The following is a 16,357-nucleotide window of genomic DNA, read 5'->3' on the forward strand; positions in this document are numbered from 1 at the left end:
AACGTCTTATTTGAGACAATTAATATATTAGACAGAATATTTTGCTTTTTCTATGCTTTACATGTCAGTTATACCCGTCTCCTGTTGACGGAGATGTAAAGCAAGGATTTAACGTGAGTCGTACAACTATTCTCGATGACGCCACGGCGAGCGATATCGATGAACAACGCCATTCTCAGCCGGTTCAATTTATAAAACGCGGTACAGCACCTTTCATGCGCGTCACGCTGGCCCTTTTTTCCGCGGGTCTGGCGACTTTCGCGCTCCTTTATTGCGTTCAGCCTATATTACCGGTACTTTCCCAGGAGTTTGGCGTCTCCCCCGCCAGCAGCAGCGTTTCACTTTCTATTTCTACCGCCATGCTGGCTATCGGCTTACTTTTTACTGGCCCGCTTTCTGATGCGATAGGCCGTAAACCGGTGATGGTCACCGCCTTGTTATTAGCCTCCTGCTGCACATTGTTATCAACCATGATGACCAGCTGGCATGGTATTCTGATTATGCGTGCGCTGATCGGTCTATCGTTAAGCGGCGTCGCCGCGGTGGGAATGACCTACCTGAGCGAAGAAATCCATCCCAGCTTTGTCGCTTTCTCCATGGGGCTCTATATTAGCGGTAATTCCATCGGCGGGATGAGCGGGCGTTTATTAAGCGGCGTCATGACCGACTTTTTTAACTGGCGCATCGCGCTGGCGGCCATCGGATGCTTTGCGCTGGCGTCCGCGCTGATGTTCTGGAAGATTTTACCCGCCTCACAACATTTCCGTCCCACGTCGCTACGGCCTAAAACGCTATTTATTAATTTCCGTCTCCACTGGCGCGATCGGGGGTTACCTCTGCTGTTTGCGGAAGGCTTTTTACTGATGGGCGCATTCGTCACCCTGTTTAACTACATTGGCTATCGCCTGATGCTCTCCCCCTGGGAATTAAGCCAGGCCGTGGTCGGACTGTTATCCGTAGCCTATCTCACCGGCACATGGAGCTCGCCGAAAGCTGGCGCAATGACCTCACGCTATGGCCGGGGGCCGGTGATGCTGTTCTCTATCGCAGTAATGCTGGGCGGGCTTTTACTGACACTTTTTACCTCGCTTTGGCTGATTTTTGCCGGAATGCTGCTTTTTTCCGCCGGCTTTTTCGCCGCGCACTCCGTGGCCAGTAGTTGGATTGGCCCGCGTGCGCGCCGGGCGAAGGGACAGGCCTCGTCACTTTATCTTTTCAGCTATTATCTGGGGTCCAGTATCGCCGGGACGCTAGGCGGCGTATTCTGGCATAGTTACGGCTGGAACGGCGTAGGCGGTTTTATCGCGCTAATGCTGGTGCTGGCCATCCTGGTCGGGACGCGGTTACATCATCGTCTTCACGCCTGAAAAGAAATAATCCGGCGATAGCAACGTGCGCTATCGCCGGGCTGGTTTCACGCCACGACTCACTGTTTACCACAGACCTGTCAAGCTTGATACGCCCATGACTTCTCTGATTGCATCCAGCGCCAGAAGCGTAAATACCACCCAGATTATCGGATTCATATACGGTGTACTTGTTATTCTGGAGAGCGAATATTACCGACTCTGCAACCAAAAATAACGGCCGGTAACGTAAAGCTACCTATTATGGTGGGGGCTGACATCGCGTTACCGGGGGATTGTACATAGCGTTACATGCCGAAACCAATCACTCACGGAAGCCTTTTGATAACAGCGATATAGTCATTTCACCGGCCCCGCAGTGGGGTTGAATGAAAACCAAATCGAGGGTATCAAAATGAAAAAAGTATTAGCTCTGGTTGTTGCCGCTGCAATGGGTCTCTCTTCCGCAGCATTCGCGGCTGAGACTGCAACGCCTGCGAAAACCGCAACGCCTGCCAAAACAACCCAGACCACCCAGCACCACAAAAAGCAGCATAAGAAAACCGTTGAGCAAAAAGCGCAGGCGGCTAAAAAGCACCAGAAAAAAGGTGGTAAAGCGCCAGCCAAAACCACGTCAAAACCAACTACTCAACCGGCTGCGTAAGTCGTAACATGCTGCGGCGCGCCCCCGCGCCCGTTTTTACGGCGCTAAATTGTTCTGGTTTAGCGCCGCCTTCCGGGAGGGCAAAAAAGTGTCTCGCTACCGCTTTGAGCTCATTCTTATCGTGCTTATTTTATGCGCCGTTATTGCCACGCATTTCTATCTTTCCTGAGTGTAGTTATCTGATTTTACTCCCACTTTCTTACCGTCACGTCTATAGTAGTACTGAGGGTTTGTTGTTAATAATCATAATTACCCACCAGAGTGTGATATGCATAAAACCATTGCTGTATTACTGGGCATAGTGTGTTTTTTACAGGTTATGGCGAAAGCCAGGGGGGCTGAAACAGACGCCACGGATGCCAGCGACGTCAAAACGCTTTTTTTTAACCATGACGATCGGGTGCCCGTCGCCGATCCTACCCAATCGCCGTGGGATGCCATCGGGCAACTAGAGACCGCCAGCGGTAATTTGTGTACGGCAACGCTTATCTCCCCGCATATCGCCCTAACAGCAGGTCACTGCCTGCTAACGCCACCGAAAGGAAAACCAGACAAGGCGGTTGCGCTGCGTTTTGTGGCGCGAAAAGGAGTATGGCGCTATGAAATCCACGGCATTGAAGGCCGCGTTGAACCGTCGCTGGGCCGACGTCTGAAAGCGGATGGCGATGGCTGGATTGTGCCGCCTGCCGCGGCAAGCTGGGATTTTGGTCTGGTAATATTGCGCTACCCACCTTCCGGTATCACGCCAGTGCCTTTATTTACCGGCGATAAAGCGGCGCTCACTGCGGCGTTGAAAGCCGCAGACCGAAAAGTCACGCAGTCCGGTTATCCGGAAGATCATCTGAATGCGCTCTATTCCCATCAGGATTGCGTCGTGACCGGCTGGGCGCAGAATGCCGTACTCTCACACCAGTGCGACACCTTACCTGGCGACAGCGGCTCGCCGCTCTTATTGCACACGGATAGCGGATGGCAGCTTATTGGCGTACAAAGCTCCGCCCCTGCGGCTAAAGATCGCTGGCGCGCCGATAACCGCGCTATATCCGTCACCGGCTTTCGCGATAAGCTGAAAGCTCTGGCGCAGGATTAATGCGGGAATCGCTGCCTGAATCGACAGGCAGCGATCGTCTCAGGCAAATTTGATCATGACCATTCCGGCGAGCAGCAATATCACGCCAACCCAGCCTTTGGGGTTTAAGCGCTGACCGAAGAGCACCCAGCCCGCCGCCAACGTGGCGGCAATACCAAAACCGCCCCATAATGCATACGCCACTGACAGGTCTATCCCTTTAACCGCCTGGGAAAGCGCGCTGAAGGCGGCCAGAACAGCGGCAAGCGATAAGATGCCATAGCATTTACGGCGAAAGCCGTCCGAAAATTTCAACAGTACGTTAGCCGCGATTTCCAGCATTATTGCCAGCCCAAGCCAGGCGCCGTGTATCCATTCAAATTGTTGCACGAGTCGCCTCCTTCACTGGTTTGCCGGGTTTACGTGTCCCTGATTTGATCAATACTATGCCGGCGACCAGCGTCAGCAAGCCGGCAATCTTCATGGTTGATAATGCTTCATCAAATAGCAGCACGCTAAAAATGGTAATAAATAAAATGCCGATCCCTTCCCATAAGGCATACGCTACACCCAGGGCAATCTTTTTTACCGCAAAAGAAAGAAATATATATGACAGCGTGATCATCACCAGCATTAAAATAAAACCCGCATTGCCATTACCCACGCTAGCCCATTTCATTGAGAGCGTGCCGGTAATTTCAGTCGCGATAGCCAGAGCTAATAAAATCCAGTAAAACATGACACTTCTCCTGCATGAGAATATACTCTTTCGAATCTGCTGCACGCAGCAAACTAAAAAATAAAATCAGTTAGCACAGCGCGTTGCGCCAGCTCAGGCAGAAGTGAGAGACTAAAGTGCGTTACGCCAGTGCTGCTCGCCAATAAGCAGGAAAAAGGAGGTAGAGTGAAGATGCGTTTGCGTGGAGAAAAAAGCGCTGAACATATTGTCCATAATATTACAATTATCCGCAGTGTTGCTTCTCGTCATCGCGGATGATAATTGTCCTCGGTAGTTGAACACGCCTGATTTGTATCATAAGCCAGGAATTAACTCAAAATATTTTCACTTCTTTACCTGAAGTGTTTGATTTTAACCAGAACAGGTCGACCGACATCACATTATTATTCGAGTCGGCATCAGAAAACAGGGACTGATATGGCAAAACCGATCATCACGCTCAATGGTCTAAAAATCGTCATTATGCTGGGAATGCTGGTGGTTATTCTGAGCGGTATCCGCTTCGCCGCAGATATCATTGTTCCCTTTATTTTGGCGTTATTTATTGCAGTCGTTCTCAATCCCGTTGTGCAACGGATGACCCGATGCCGAATTCCGCGCGTTATCGCCGTATCATTGCTCATTGTGATTATTGTTATGTTAATGGTACTGCTACTGGCCTATTTGGGGACATCATTAAATGAACTGGCTCGTACCCTACCACAATATCGCTCCTCATTGGTGATACCGTTGCAACGTATTGAACCGTGGTTACAGCGAGCAGGCATTGGCGTGTCGGTTGATGAGCTGGCGAAATATATCGATCCAAACGCCGCCATGACTCTGGTAACGAACCTGCTCACCCAGCTGTCCAATGCCATGTCGTCCATCTTTTTATTGTTATTGACCGTGGTATTTATGCTGCTGGAGGTTCCACAATTGCCTGAAAAACTGCAGCAGATGATGAGCCGTCCGGTAGAGGGCATGGCGGCAATTCAACGCGCGCTTGATAGCGTTTCCCATTATCTGGTGCTAAAAACAGCGATCAGTATCGTGACGGGGCTGGTCGCATGGGGAATGCTGGCCGCGCTGGATGTCCGCTTCGCCTTTGTCTGGGGTCTACTGGCCTTCGCGCTGAATTATATCCCTAATATTGGATCGGTGCTCGCTGCCCTGCCGCCTATTATTCAGGTGCTGGTATTTAACGGGTTTTATGATGCGCTGCTGGTGCTGGCAGGCTATCTGCTGATTAATCTGGTCTTCGGCAATATCCTTGAGCCACGTATCATGGGACGTGGTTTAGGCCTTTCAACCTTAGTGGTATTTTTGTCGTTAATTTTCTGGGGCTGGCTATTAGGTCCGGTGGGCATGTTGCTCTCCGTTCCGTTAACCATCATTGTCAAAATCGCCCTCGAACAGACCACCGGAGGGCAGAGTATCGCCGTTCTGCTTAGCGATTTAAACAAAAGATAAAATGCAATACATACACAAAATCATTCAAGATGCATCGCGGCGGCAAGGGAAGAAATCCCCTGGAGCATAGATAACGATGTGACCGGAGTTTCTGAGCGCAGCCAACAAAGAGGCAGCTTAAAGGATGAAGTGTATAAAAACGGCCTCCGAAGAGGCCGCCGCACGTTTAAAAGATTAAAGCGCTTTCAGAATTGCATCCACGCTGGCTTTGGCATCGCCAAACAGCATTTGCGTATTCTCTTTAAAGAACAGCGGGTTCTGCACGCCAGCATAACCGGTATTCATTGAACGCTTAAAGACCACGACATTCTGTGCTTTCCACACTTCGAGAACCGGCATACCGGCGATCGGGCTGCGGGGATCGTCTTGCGCCGCCGGGTTCACCGTATCGTTCGCGCCAATCACCAGCACGGTATCGGTATCGGCGAAATCATCATTGATTTCGTCCATTTCCAGCACGATGTCATAAGGCACTTTCGCCTCCGCCAACAGCACGTTCATATGCCCCGGCAAGCGCCCCGCCACCGGATGAATGCCGAAACGCACGTTGATACCGCGCGCACGCAGTTTTTCGGTGATTTCCGCCACCGGATACTGCGCCTGCGCCACCGCCATCCCGTACCCCGGCGTAATAATGACGGAGTGGGAGTTTTTCAGCATCTCAGCGGTCTCTTCCGCTGTGATTTCGCGATGTTCGCCAGCTTCCTGATCGTCGCCTGTTGAGGAGCCGTCAGTACCGAACCCACCGGCAATAACGCTGATGAAAGAGCGGTTCATCGCTTTACACATAATGTAAGACAGGATCGCGCCTGACGAACCGACCAGCGCGCCGGTCACAATCAGCAAATCGTTGCTTAACATAAAGCCAGCCGCCGCGGCAGCCCAACCGGAATAGGAGTTCAGCATTGAAACAACCACCGGCATGTCCGCCCCGCCGATAGAAGCGACCAGATGCCAACCAAACGCCAGCGCGATAATGGTCATCAGCAGTAGCGCCAGTACCTGTAGACCCACGCTTTCGGTACGAACAAAAACCAGCAGCAACAGGAAAGAAACAACCAGCGCCGCCAGGTTCATTTTGTGACGGTTAGGCAACATCAACGGCTTAGAAGAGATTTTGCCGCGCAGTTTACCAAACGCTACGATCGATCCAGTGAAAGTGACTGCGCCAATAAAGATACCGAGGAAGACTTCGGTCAGATGGATATTCACCAGCACCGGTGCCAGACTGGCGTCATGGTACAGATAGCTGTTAAAGCCAACCAGTACCGCCGCCAGGCCCACGAAACTGTGCAGAATCGCGACCAGCTCCGGCATCTCGGTCATCTCAACTTTTTTCGCCATGCGGATGCCAATCGCGCCGCCAATAATCATGGCGACCAGAATCCATGCCACGTTGCCGGTATCCGGCCCGAAAATGGTCGCCAGCAACGCGATCGCCATCCCGGCAATACCGAAGTTATTCCCCTGGCGGGACGTTTCATGCTTTGAAAGCCCGGCAAGACTGAAAATAAACAGGATCGCGGCAACAATGTATGCAGCTGTAACTAATCCTCCAGACATGTGTTACCCCTTAGTTTTTCCGGAACATTTTCAGCATACGCTGAGTCACGGTGAAGCCACCGAAAATATTAATGCTGGCGATAAGCACCGCGATAAAGCTCAGGAAGCTGACCCAGCCGCCCTGACCAATTTGCAATAATGCCCCGACAACAATAATCCCTGAAATTGCGTTGGTCACCGACATTAATGGCGTATGAAGCGCATGAGACACGTTCCACACCACGTAATAACCAACCACGCAGGCGAGCGCAAACACGGTAAAATGGCCGAGGAACTCTTTTGGCGCGACATCGGCCAGCCAGCCAAAAAGAATGATCGCCAGCGCCATTAACGCATACTTCCGCCAGGGTGAAGCGGGCTTTTCCGGCTCTTTTGGCGCAGGTGCTGCTTTAGGCGCGGCCTGTGGCTGCGCGGAAACCTGGATTGGCGGCGCAGGCCAGGTAATGTCGCCGTCGCGAATCACCGTCACGCCACGGATCACAACATCGTCAAAATCCACGTCAATATTGCCGTCTTTCTCTTTGCACAGCAGCTTCAGCAGGTTAACCAGGTTGGTGCCATAAAGCTGGGATGACTGCGTCGGCAAACGCCCCGGTAAATCGGTGTAGCCAATCACTTTCACGCCATTGTCCGTCGTCACAACCTGATTGGCGACGGTATATTCGCAGTTACCGCCATTCTGCGCGGCCAGGTCGACAATCACGCTGCCGGCTTTCATAGAATCGACCATATCGCGGGTAATCAGCTTCGGCGCTGGTTTGCCCGGAATCAACGCGGTGGTAACAATGATGTCGACCTCTTTGGCCTGGGCGGCAAAGAGCGCCATTTCCGCTTTGATAAACGCCTCGGACATCACTTTGGCGTAACCATCGCCGCTACCGGCTTCCTCTTTAAAATCCAGTTCGAGGAACTCAGCCCCCATACTCTGGACCTGCTCTTTGACTTCAGGACGAGTGTCAAACGCGCGGACAATCGCCCCCAGGCTGTTTGCCGCGCCGATAGCCGCAAGACCGGCTACGCCCGCGCCAATCACCATCACCTTCGCCGGAGGCACTTTCCCGGCGGCAGTGATTTGCCCGGTAAAGAAGCGTCCAAATTCATGCGCGGCCTCTACAATGGCGCGATAACCCGCGATATTCGCCATTGAGCTTAACGCGTCGAGCGACTGCGCGCGGGAAATACGCGGCACGGAGTCCATCGCCATCACCGTAACCTTACGTTCGGCAAGTTTCTCCATTAACCCAGGATTTTGCGCAGGCCAGATAAAACTGACCAGCGTAGTCCCGGGGTTCAGTAAAGCGATTTCCTCTTCTTCAGGCGCATTAACCTTGAGAATAATTTCCGACTGCCAGATAGCATTGCCGTCTACAATATCCGCGCCAGCCTGCGCAAACGCTTTGTCGTCAAAACTTGCCAGTTGACCCGCCCCGCTTTCGATAGCGACGCTAAACCCCAGCTTCAGTAGCTGCTCTACCGTTTTCGGCGTCGCAGCGACACGGGTTTCATTGGGTAACCGCTCTTTTGGTATGCCAATTCGCATAAATGTTCCCTTCCATCGGTATTTTTGATGATGGTTTGTCAGTAAGCGCGAGAAGCGTACGCCTGCCCGCGTTTGAGGTAAATGTTACCCCTGCAGAATAAAACCGTTACAAACTCTCTATAACCTACTGAAAATAACGCCTGTGATCTAGCGCCAAAAAACAGAATTTTTTATCAAATTTGCAAAACATGAACGATTCAGCCACTAAGCAGCCATAATGCCTTGAAAATGGCCTGCGAGGGCTGATAATTCGCTCAAATTTGACAGCAAAACATCATTAAACCCCTGGCGCGATCAAGAAATTAACATTAAATTAACTTATTAAATCCATGCGCTTCATTAGCTTAGCCGCCCGGACGCCGTTTTTTTCGACATATCGGTAAATGTTATCATCAAAGATAGGATACATGACACGATGCGTGAAAAATCCCGCAGACATCCATATGGTTTAAATGCAATAATCAGCCACGTTTCTAGTCAATAACAATACCAGTACCTGGTTTGCGCAAGGCGAAGGATTATTTTTATGAAGCTTAAGAACACTCTCCTGGCGTCGGCACTGCTTTCTGCGGCTGCTTTTTCTGTCCATGCAGCAACAGAACTGACGCCGGAGCAAGCGGCTGCACTAAAACCTTATGACCGCATCGTTATTACCGGTCGTTTTAATGCTATTGGCGATGCGGTCTCCGCCGTGTCCCGCCGCGCAGATAAAGAAGGCGCAGCCTCCTTCTATGTTGTCGACACCTCGGAGTTCGGCAACAGTGGTAACTGGCGTGTTGTGGCGGACGTGTATAAAGCCGACGCGCCGAAAGCCGACGCGCCCAAAAATCGTGTCATTAATGGCATCGTGGAATTACCGAAAGACCAGGCCGTACAATTAGAACCGTATGACACCGTCACCGTTCAGGGCTTCTACCGCAGCCAGCCGGAAGTTAACGATGCCATTACGAAAGCGGCGAAACAGAAAGACGCATACGCTTTCTATATTGTTCGTCAGGTGGATGCGAATCAGGGCGGAAACCAGCGCATCACTGCATTTATCTATAAACAAGATGCGAAAAAACGCATCGTCCAGAGCCCGGACGCTATTCCGGCAGACTCTGAAGCTGGCCGCGCCGCGCTGGCTCAGGGCGGCGAAGCTGCGAAGAAAGTCGAAATTCCAGGCGTCGCTACGTCAGCCTCGCCGAGCGCCGAAGTAGGCCGTTTCTTCGAAACGCAATCCACCAAAGGTGGGCGTTACACTGTCACACTTCCGGATGGCACAAAAGTTGAGGAGCTGAATAAAGCGACGGCTGCGATGATGGTGCCTTTCGACAGCGTTAAGTTCACCGGCAACTACGGCAATATGACAGAAATCTCCTACCAGGTCGCCAAACGTGCGGCGAAGAAAGGCGCTAAGTATTATCATATTACGCGTCAGTGGCAGGAGCGCGGCAATAACATCACCATCAGCGCCGACCTCTATAAATAAGGCGCGCGTCGCCATCAGGCTTCTCGCCGGATGGCGGCATACCTGCCTTATCAGGCCTACACGATCGTTCAACGGCAGGCCTGATAAGCCACCATCAGGCACTTTCTCGCGGGATGCCAGTTCCGTCAAATATCGCGATGAATCTCACTTTTCGCTTTTTTGGCGATAAATCTTATCCAGGCCGTTGCATGCGGTCCCTTCTCTCCGTAAAATCCCGCGCCTTAGTGGCTTTCACCATTTTTATGCGTTTTGCCATAATAATTATTCTTCCAATTTCATTTTTATAGCTGGATACCAATGGAAAAAAAACTGGGACTGAGCGCGCTGACCGCGCTGGTTTTAAGCTCAATGCTTGGCGCAGGTGTTTTCAGTCTGCCCCAGAATATGGCCGCCGTTGCCAGTCCGGCTGCGTTGTTAATTGGCTGGGCCATTACCGGCGTGGGGATACTCTTACTGGCATTCGCCATGTTAATCCTCACACGCATTCGCTCCGAGCTTGACGGCGGTATCTTTACTTACGCCCGCGAAGGCTTCGGCGAACTGATTGGCTTTTGTTCTGCCTGGGGCTATTGGCTGTGCGCGGTCATCGCCAACGTATCCTATTTGGTTATCGTCTTTTCAGCGCTGAGTTTCTTTACCGATACGCCTGCGCTGCGTCTGTTTGGCGACGGTAATACCTGGCAGGCTATTGTCGGCGCTTCAGTCCTGCTCTGGATTGTCCATTTCCTCATCCTGCGCGGCGTACAAACGGCAGCCAGCATCAATCTGGTTGCGACTCTGGCGAAACTGTTGCCGCTCGGCGCGTTTATTGTGCTGGCTATCATGATGTTTAAACTGGATACCTTCACACTGGACTTCACCGGTGTTGAACTCGGTATTCCCGTATGGGAACAGGTCAAGAACACCATGCTTATTACGCTGTGGGTGTTTATTGGCGTTGAAGGCGCCGTCGTCGTCTCGGCCCGAGCGAAAAATAAACGCGATGTAGGCCGCGCCACGCTACTGGCAGTACTCGCAGCGCTGGGAATATATCTCCTGGTCACGCTGCTTTCTCTTGGCGTTCTTGCGCGTCCGGAACTGGCGGAGATGCGCAACCCGTCGATGGCCGGTCTGATGGTGAAAATGATGGGGCCGTGGGGAGAAATTATTATTGCAGCGGGACTGATTGTGTCTGTCTGCGGGGCTTATCTAAGCTGGACTATCATGGCGGCAGAGGTGCCGTTTCTGGCGGCAGCCTATAAATCCTTCCCGGGCATCTTCGCGCGACAAAATGCGCAAGGCGCGCCTTCTGCGTCGTTATGGCTCACCAATATCTGTGTGCAAATCTGTCTGGTGCTGATCTGGCTTACCGGTTCAGACTACAACACGCTATTGACGATTGCGTCAGAAATGATTCTGGTGCCCTACTTTCTGGTCGGCGCATTTCTGCTGAAGATTGCAACGCGTCCCCTCCATCGGGCGGTCGGTATCGGAGCCTGTATTTATGGCTTATGGTTATTATATGCGTCGGGCCCTATGCACCTGCTGCTGTCCGTCGTACTGTACGCGCCTGGATTACTGGTTTTCCTGTATGCGCGTCGGACGCACAAGCATGACAATGTATTAAATCGTCAGGAAGTCGTGCTGATTGGTTTATTGCTGGTCGCGGCGGTTCCGGCTACGTGGATGCTGGTGGGTTAACAACCTCCCCATCGTAATATCCGTCTGTATTACGATGGGGAAACCACGGTCTTTGCCAATATTAATGCCATTTAATCCAGCAAAAAATCAGCAGCCACGCGCTTAGCCCCCAGCAGACCACCGCACCGCCAAGCGCGACGGGTAGGCGCATCACACCGCTGAAATACCATAGTGTTGCAAGATAAATGAAATAAGGAATGATCGACCACATGCTAAAGACGATGGTGGTACGCATCGCGTCGATGCCCCGCTCGCTGGCCACGATATAGTGCGCGATAAGCGCAAACGTTGGAAACAGAGGAATTAATCCGGCGATATAATAATTTTTCGTTTTTGACAGCAGACCAATCAATACGACGACCAGCGCCCCCAGGGCAGCTTTAATCACGAGTCCCATTACCTTGCCTTAACACGCTAATAACAACAACGTGTAGCATAACGGAACCGCTCTCGTTTAGAAAAGATTTATGGAAGGGAAAACAGAGGCGGTGTATGTTGGCGTTTTCTATTCTCCATTTATAATATGAACCGCATTGTATTTGTTGAAGACGACGCTGAAGTGGGTTCTCTCATTGCCGCTTATCTGGCGAAACATGATATTGATGTCATTGTTGAGCCGCGTGGTGACCGGGCGGAGGATCTTATCCTCACCACTCAGCCCGATCTGGTTTTACTGGATATTATGCTTCCAGGTAAAGATGGCATGACGATATGCCGCGATTTACGCCACCGCTGGCAAGGCCCGATTGTCCTGCTCACCTCGCTGGACAGTGATATGAATCATATTCTGGCGCTGGAGATGGGCGCCTGCGACTACATCCTCAAAACCACGCCTCCGGCCGTTTTGCTGGCGCGTCTGCGCTTACACCTGCGGCAAAGCGAACAAACGCAACAGGCAAAAAGTCTTCAGGAGAGCGCGCTTACGCCGCATAAAGCGCTGCGTTTTGGCGCGTTAACCATCGATCCCCTTAACCGGGCGGTCCAGCTCAACGGCGATTTCATATCGCTCTCCACCGCCGATTTTGAATTGCTCTGGGAACTGGCGACACACGCCGGACAAATTATGGATCGCGACGCGTTGCTAAAAACGCTGCGCGGCGTCAATTATGATGGTCTGGATCGCAGCGTGGATGTGGCGATTTCCCGCCTGCGTAAGAAACTGCTGGATAGCGCTGCTGAGCCCTATCGTATAAAGACCATTCGCAATAAAGGCTATCTTTTTGCCCCTCATGCCTGGGACGAAACGACGGGATAAGTTAGCTGCAGATTTTACCTGCCTTTATCAAATCACAGTGGCGATGCTCATCACCGCCACTGTTCAAAAAACAGACATTGTATACATGAATGCTATTTTTATTAGTCGAAACGGCCCCTTTATTACCGTTTTCTCTGCGTTGCGGTTCTTCATTACGTCTTTTTCGCCCAAGAAAATTAAATTAAAAAAACTCGAAGCCAGTTCACAAAATTGATAACAGAATGTCTGACCGGCGCTATATTGCCGTCTTTTTTCGCAAATTGTGAAATCAAACAAATCATAATCATGAATATATAATAACAAATATATTCACCATAAATATATGCGTTTCCGATAGTAACTTTTGTATTAATTAATAACATATAAGAAAAGTTAGCATTTGCTGAAATAATATTATTCAGATTAGGATGCCTTTGATTCAACGAATCTGTAGAAGTTCAATCTTTTGCAAATAAGTTAAGTTTTTAAGGATAAAAAAATGAAAAGAAAAGTATTGGCACTTGTCATCCCGGCTCTGCTGGCTGCTGGCGCGGCACACGCCGCTGAAGTCTATAACAAAGACGGCAATAAGCTGGACCTTTACGGGAAAGTAGACGGCCTGCACTATTTCTCTGACAATAGTGGCTCTGACGGCGACCAAACCTATGTTCGTTTCGGTTTTAAAGGCGAAACGCAGATTAACGACCAACTGACCGGTTACGGCCAGTGGGAATATAACGTTCAGGCTAACACTACCGAAGGCGAAGGCGCTAATTCCTGGACTCGTCTGGCATTCGCCGGCCTGAAATTCGGCGACTACGGCTCATTCGACTATGGTCGTAACTACGGCGTCCTGTACGACGTGGAAGGTTGGACCGATATGCTGCCTGAGTTCGGCGGCGACTCCTATACTTACGCAGACAACTACATGACCGGTCGTGCTAACGGCGTGGCCACCTACCGTAACACTGATTTCTTCGGTCTGGTAGACGGTCTGAGTTTTGCTCTACAATACCAGGGCAATAATGAAAATAGCGGTAACGGTAATGAAGGTACAAATAACCGTACTGATGATGACGATTTCCGTAGAGAAAACGGAGATGGTTTTGGTATTTCTACCACTTACGATTTTGGCATGGGCTTTAGCGCAGGTGCTGCTTACACAACATCTGACCGTACAAACGATCAGGTTTCGCGTGGCGAACAGTATGCAAAAGGCGATAAAGCAGATGCATGGACTGCTGGCTTGAAATATGATGCCAACAACATCTATTTAGCCACTATGTATTCTGAAACCCGGAATATGACGCCATATGGCTCTTTGGATTCTTATGCTCATGGTGGTGTGGCTAATAAAACACAAAACTTTGAAGTTACTGCGCAGTACCAATTTGATTTCGGTTTACGTCCGGCAGTTTCCTTCCTGATGTCTAAAGGTAAAGACCTTGTCAATAACGGCGTAAATGATGACAAAGATTTGGTTAAATATGCTGATGTAGGTGCTACCTACTATTTCAACAAAAACTTCTCCACCTATGTTGATTATAAAATCAACCTGCTGGATGACGACGATAACTTCTATGCAGATAACGGCATTAATACCGATGACGTTGTCGCGCTGGGTATGGTTTACCAGTTCTAATTATTCATTAATTCTTCTCAAGCCCGCCGTTTCGGCGGGCTTTTCTTTTTTCATCACCACCGTTCTAAAAACAGAACGCACTGTTCCCTGGGTACGGATTGAACGATTCTTGTTCGCTCTCTATGGTTTGCTTATCGCCCGACAAAAGGAACATGCTAATGATCAGTCTCGTCCCGTCTCTGCTTTCCAGAACCGCGCTTCTCTTTCTGCTCACGGCCACAGGCGCAGCCACCGCCGCCCGCCCGGCAGCGGATATTATTTTGCATAACGGTAATATCATCACTCTGAATGATGCCCAGCCGCAGGCCAGCGCGCTGGCGATTTCCGGCTCGCGGATTGTGGCGATTGGCGATGATACGGCGACAGATGAATGGCGCGGCGACCATACCCGTACCATCGATTTACAGGGTAAAACCGTGATACCCGGCCTGACCGATACCCACATCCACGCCATTCGCGGCGGACAAACCTGGACATTCGAAACCTACTGGTACAACAGCCCTTCGCTTAAAGACGCGCTGGATAAATTACGCGCCGACGCTAACCGTCGTCCCCACGATCAATGGGTAGCCGTAGTGGGATCGTGGATACCGGCACAATTTGCAGAAAACCGGGCGCCGACGGTAGCCGAACTGAGTCACGCCCTTCCCGATCATCCGGCTTATATTCAGTATCTTTACGACTATGCGTTAGTGAATCAGCGCGGTATAGACGTACTTGGCCTTAACGACACCCCTCCTCCTGATTTAGCGGGAATCCGCGTAGAGCGCGACGCAAAAGGTAGCGCCACGGGGAAATTATTTGGTGACATCGCCGCGTTTAACCAGCTTTTTGCCAGCATAAGTAGTAACGCCGATCGCGAGAGCGGTCTGCGACAATTTTTCGCTGATATGAACGCTCGCGGCGTGACCGGCATCATTGACCCCTCTGCCGGGCCTGCCGCCGCTTATGAGCCTTTATTTGCAATGCGAAACCAGGGGGATTTACCGCTGCGCGTGGGGTATCGCATTCCGGTACAGCCGGAAGCGAAAGGTCATGAAGCGCAGTGGTTCAGCAACCTGATGGCCTTCCGCCCGGCGCGTGCCGATGACGGGCAACTGGCTTTTCTTGGCCTGGGGGAAAGCCTGGTGGCCGGAATGAATGACGGCGTGCGGATGGCCCCAGGATTTTCTTCCTCAGAGCAGGACAAAACCGCGCTTCGCCAGGTCGCGACGTTTGCGGCAAAACGGGGAATACCGCTTGAGATCCACGCCTATACCGATGACAGCGCCGACGCGATATTGACGATTTTTGAGCAGGTAGCGCAGCAGTACGATCTGCGCCCTCTCCGCTGGTCTATTGCGCACCTGAATACCGGTTCGCCACAGACGCTTGAGCGAATGCGTAAGCTGGGTCTGGCATACACTGTGCAAATGGGGCCTTACTTTGAGGGGCTTGCCATCCGTGACGCCAATCCACCCGGCGCGACGGACAATTCGCCGCCGGTTCGACTGGCGCTGGATAAAGGGCTTGTCGTAGCTGGCGGCACCGATTCGACGCGTATTGGCATTGCCGGTGTCTGGCACGCTATCGAATATCATATCACCGGTATAGCGTCAGGCGGTTCCGTGCGTAAACCCGCCAGCGAGCGGCTCACGCGTCTGGAAGCGCTAGCGTTATATACACGTCATGCCGCCTGGCTCGCCTTTGCCGAACAACACCGGGGCCAGCTTAGCGTCGGAAAACAGGCCGATCTGGCGGTACTCAATCAGCCATTTATGACGATGCCGGAAGACAGAATTGATACCATTCGCGCTGTTTTGACGCTTGTCGATGGACGCATTGTTCACGAAAGTCCGGACCTTAACGCCGGACAATGAGGTTGTCAGTTGACGCAAAGCCTGCTTTTATAACCCACCAGCGGCGCTGACGGGAAATCTTTTCCGTCAGCGCGCGATAGAGCTAATGTATTAAGATC

At 51.4% G+C, this 16,357-nt stretch carries 15 protein-coding genes; 9 read left to right on the forward strand and 6 right to left on the reverse strand.

All coding sequences use genetic code 11. The features are described 5' to 3' along the window. Window positions 1-113 precede the first annotated feature (113 nt). Window positions 114-1,367 (forward strand): MFS transporter, encoded by a 1,254-nt coding sequence (locus LCS67_RS11840; protein WP_000091792.1) that lies wholly within the window; start codon window positions 114-116, stop codon window positions 1,365-1,367. Window positions 1,368-1,433: 66 nt separating this feature from the next. Here LCS67_RS11840 and LCS67_RS11845 read toward each other — a convergent pair whose 3' ends face one another. Then, complete coding sequence (locus LCS67_RS11845; protein ID WP_001068154.1) at window positions 1,434-1,526, reverse strand: KPN_01571 family protein; 93 nt, start codon at window positions 1,524-1,526, stop codon at window positions 1,434-1,436. Between the two features lie 235 nt (window positions 1,527-1,761). On the opposite strand from LCS67_RS11845, the gene asr reads away from it, so the two are divergent. Together asr and LCS67_RS11855 are read left to right on the forward strand one after the other, a co-directional pair. Beyond that, window positions 1,762-2,010: an acid resistance repetitive basic protein Asr gene (gene asr, locus LCS67_RS11850; RefSeq protein ID WP_000756317.1), complete on the forward strand. Its 249-nt coding sequence runs from the start codon at window positions 1,762-1,764 to the stop codon at window positions 2,008-2,010. A 268-nt stretch (window positions 2,011-2,278) separates the two neighbouring features. Continuing rightward, window positions 2,279-3,100: a trypsin-like serine peptidase gene (locus tag LCS67_RS11855; protein ID WP_000549654.1), complete on the forward strand. Its 822-nt coding sequence runs from the start codon at window positions 2,279-2,281 to the stop codon at window positions 3,098-3,100. 39 nt (window positions 3,101-3,139) lie between these two features. Here LCS67_RS11855 and mdtI read toward each other — a convergent pair whose 3' ends face one another. Then, a complete protein-coding gene (mdtI, locus tag LCS67_RS11860) occupies window positions 3,140-3,469 on the reverse strand; it encodes a multidrug/spermidine efflux SMR transporter subunit MdtI (protein ID WP_001183821.1) in 330 nt (109 codons plus the stop codon). After that, window positions 3,456-3,818 carry a multidrug/spermidine efflux SMR transporter subunit MdtJ gene (mdtJ, locus tag LCS67_RS11865; RefSeq protein WP_000500278.1) on the reverse strand — a complete coding sequence of 121 codons (363 nt, stop codon included), beginning with the start codon at window positions 3,816-3,818 and terminating at the stop codon, window positions 3,456-3,458. The genes mdtI and mdtJ overlap by 14 nt, the downstream gene beginning before the upstream one ends. Before the next feature lie 417 nt (window positions 3,819-4,235). Between mdtJ and LCS67_RS11870 the strand changes: the two genes are divergently transcribed. After that, on the forward strand, window positions 4,236-5,270 hold the full coding sequence (locus LCS67_RS11870) for an AI-2E family transporter (protein WP_001118268.1): 1,035 nt from the start codon (window positions 4,236-4,238) through the stop codon (window positions 5,268-5,270). Window positions 5,271-5,444: 174 nt separating this feature from the next. On the opposite strand, the gene pntB is transcribed toward LCS67_RS11870, so the two are convergent. Next, a complete protein-coding gene (gene pntB, locus LCS67_RS11875; RefSeq protein WP_000014056.1) occupies window positions 5,445-6,833 on the reverse strand; it encodes a Re/Si-specific NAD(P)(+) transhydrogenase subunit beta in 1,389 nt (462 codons plus the stop codon). A gap of 10 nt (window positions 6,834-6,843) precedes the next feature. After that, the gene (gene pntA, locus LCS67_RS11880) at window positions 6,844-8,373 is read right to left on the reverse strand and encodes a Re/Si-specific NAD(P)(+) transhydrogenase subunit alpha (RefSeq protein ID WP_001219360.1); all 1,530 of its coding nucleotides are present in this window, start codon (window positions 8,371-8,373) and stop codon (window positions 6,844-6,846) included. 526 nt (window positions 8,374-8,899) lie between these two features. Between pntA and ydgH the strand changes: the two genes are divergently transcribed. After that, complete coding sequence (gene ydgH / locus LCS67_RS11890) at window positions 8,900-9,844, forward strand: DUF1471 family protein YdgH (protein ID WP_000769292.1); 945 nt, start codon at window positions 8,900-8,902, stop codon at window positions 9,842-9,844. Window positions 9,845-10,141: 297 nt separating this feature from the next. Further along, on the forward strand, window positions 10,142-11,524 hold the full coding sequence (locus tag LCS67_RS11895; protein WP_000412353.1) for an amino acid permease: 1,383 nt from the start codon (window positions 10,142-10,144) through the stop codon (window positions 11,522-11,524). 61 nt (window positions 11,525-11,585) lie between these two features. On the opposite strand, the gene LCS67_RS11900 is transcribed toward LCS67_RS11895, so the two are convergent. Further along, window positions 11,586-11,921 (reverse strand): GlpM family protein, encoded by a 336-nt coding sequence (locus tag LCS67_RS11900; RefSeq protein ID WP_000524877.1) that lies wholly within the window; start codon window positions 11,919-11,921, stop codon window positions 11,586-11,588. A 126-nt stretch (window positions 11,922-12,047) separates the two neighbouring features. On the opposite strand from LCS67_RS11900, the gene rstA reads away from it, so the two are divergent. The 3 genes from rstA to LCS67_RS11915 all read left to right on the forward strand — a co-directional run bounded on the left by rstA (window position 12,048) and on the right by LCS67_RS11915 (window position 16,259). After that, window positions 12,048-12,779 (forward strand): two-component system response regulator RstA, encoded by a 732-nt coding sequence (rstA, locus tag LCS67_RS11905; protein WP_001080048.1) that lies wholly within the window; start codon window positions 12,048-12,050, stop codon window positions 12,777-12,779. Between the two features lie 478 nt (window positions 12,780-13,257). Continuing rightward, window positions 13,258-14,400: a porin OmpC gene (gene ompC, locus LCS67_RS11910; RefSeq protein ID WP_000824337.1), complete on the forward strand. Its 1,143-nt coding sequence runs from the start codon at window positions 13,258-13,260 to the stop codon at window positions 14,398-14,400. Window positions 14,401-14,552: 152 nt separating this feature from the next. Further along, a complete protein-coding gene (locus tag LCS67_RS11915; protein ID WP_077911099.1) occupies window positions 14,553-16,259 on the forward strand; it encodes an amidohydrolase in 1,707 nt (568 codons plus the stop codon). The last annotated feature ends 98 nt before the right edge of the window (window positions 16,260-16,357 follow it).

Source organism: Salmonella sp. A7 (assembly GCF_020181675.1).
Taxonomy (GTDB): domain Bacteria; phylum Pseudomonadota; class Gammaproteobacteria; order Enterobacterales; family Enterobacteriaceae; genus Salmonella; species Salmonella enterica.

Bases quoted from the DNA above. Each gene is read 5' to 3' on its own strand.
- LCS67_RS11845 (WP_001068154.1), bottom strand. From the start codon at position 1,526: ATGAATCCGATAATCTGGGTGGTATTTACGCTTCTGGCGCTGGATGCA.
- asr (WP_000756317.1), top strand. From the start codon at position 1,762: ATGAAAAAAGTATTAGCTCTGGTTGTTGCCGCTGCAATGGGTCTCTCT.
- LCS67_RS11855 (WP_000549654.1), top strand. From the start codon at position 2,279: ATGCATAAAACCATTGCTGTATTACTGGGCATAGTGTGTTTTTTACAG.
- mdtJ (WP_000500278.1), bottom strand. From the start codon at position 3,818: ATGTTTTACTGGATTTTATTAGCTCTGGCTATCGCGACTGAAATTACC.
- LCS67_RS11870 (WP_001118268.1), top strand. From the start codon at position 4,236: ATGGCAAAACCGATCATCACGCTCAATGGTCTAAAAATCGTCATTATG.
- pntB (WP_000014056.1), bottom strand. From the start codon at position 6,833: ATGTCTGGAGGATTAGTTACAGCTGCATACATTGTTGCCGCGATCCTG.
- pntA (WP_001219360.1), bottom strand. From the start codon at position 8,373: ATGCGAATTGGCATACCAAAAGAGCGGTTACCCAATGAAACCCGTGTC.
- ydgH (WP_000769292.1), top strand. From the start codon at position 8,900: ATGAAGCTTAAGAACACTCTCCTGGCGTCGGCACTGCTTTCTGCGGCT.
- LCS67_RS11895 (WP_000412353.1), top strand. From the start codon at position 10,142: ATGGAAAAAAAACTGGGACTGAGCGCGCTGACCGCGCTGGTTTTAAGC.
- LCS67_RS11900 (WP_000524877.1), bottom strand. From the start codon at position 11,921: ATGGGACTCGTGATTAAAGCTGCCCTGGGGGCGCTGGTCGTCGTATTG.
- rstA (WP_001080048.1), top strand. From the start codon at position 12,048: ATGAACCGCATTGTATTTGTTGAAGACGACGCTGAAGTGGGTTCTCTC.
- ompC (WP_000824337.1), top strand. From the start codon at position 13,258: ATGAAAAGAAAAGTATTGGCACTTGTCATCCCGGCTCTGCTGGCTGCT.
- LCS67_RS11915 (WP_077911099.1), top strand. From the start codon at position 14,553: ATGCTAATGATCAGTCTCGTCCCGTCTCTGCTTTCCAGAACCGCGCTT.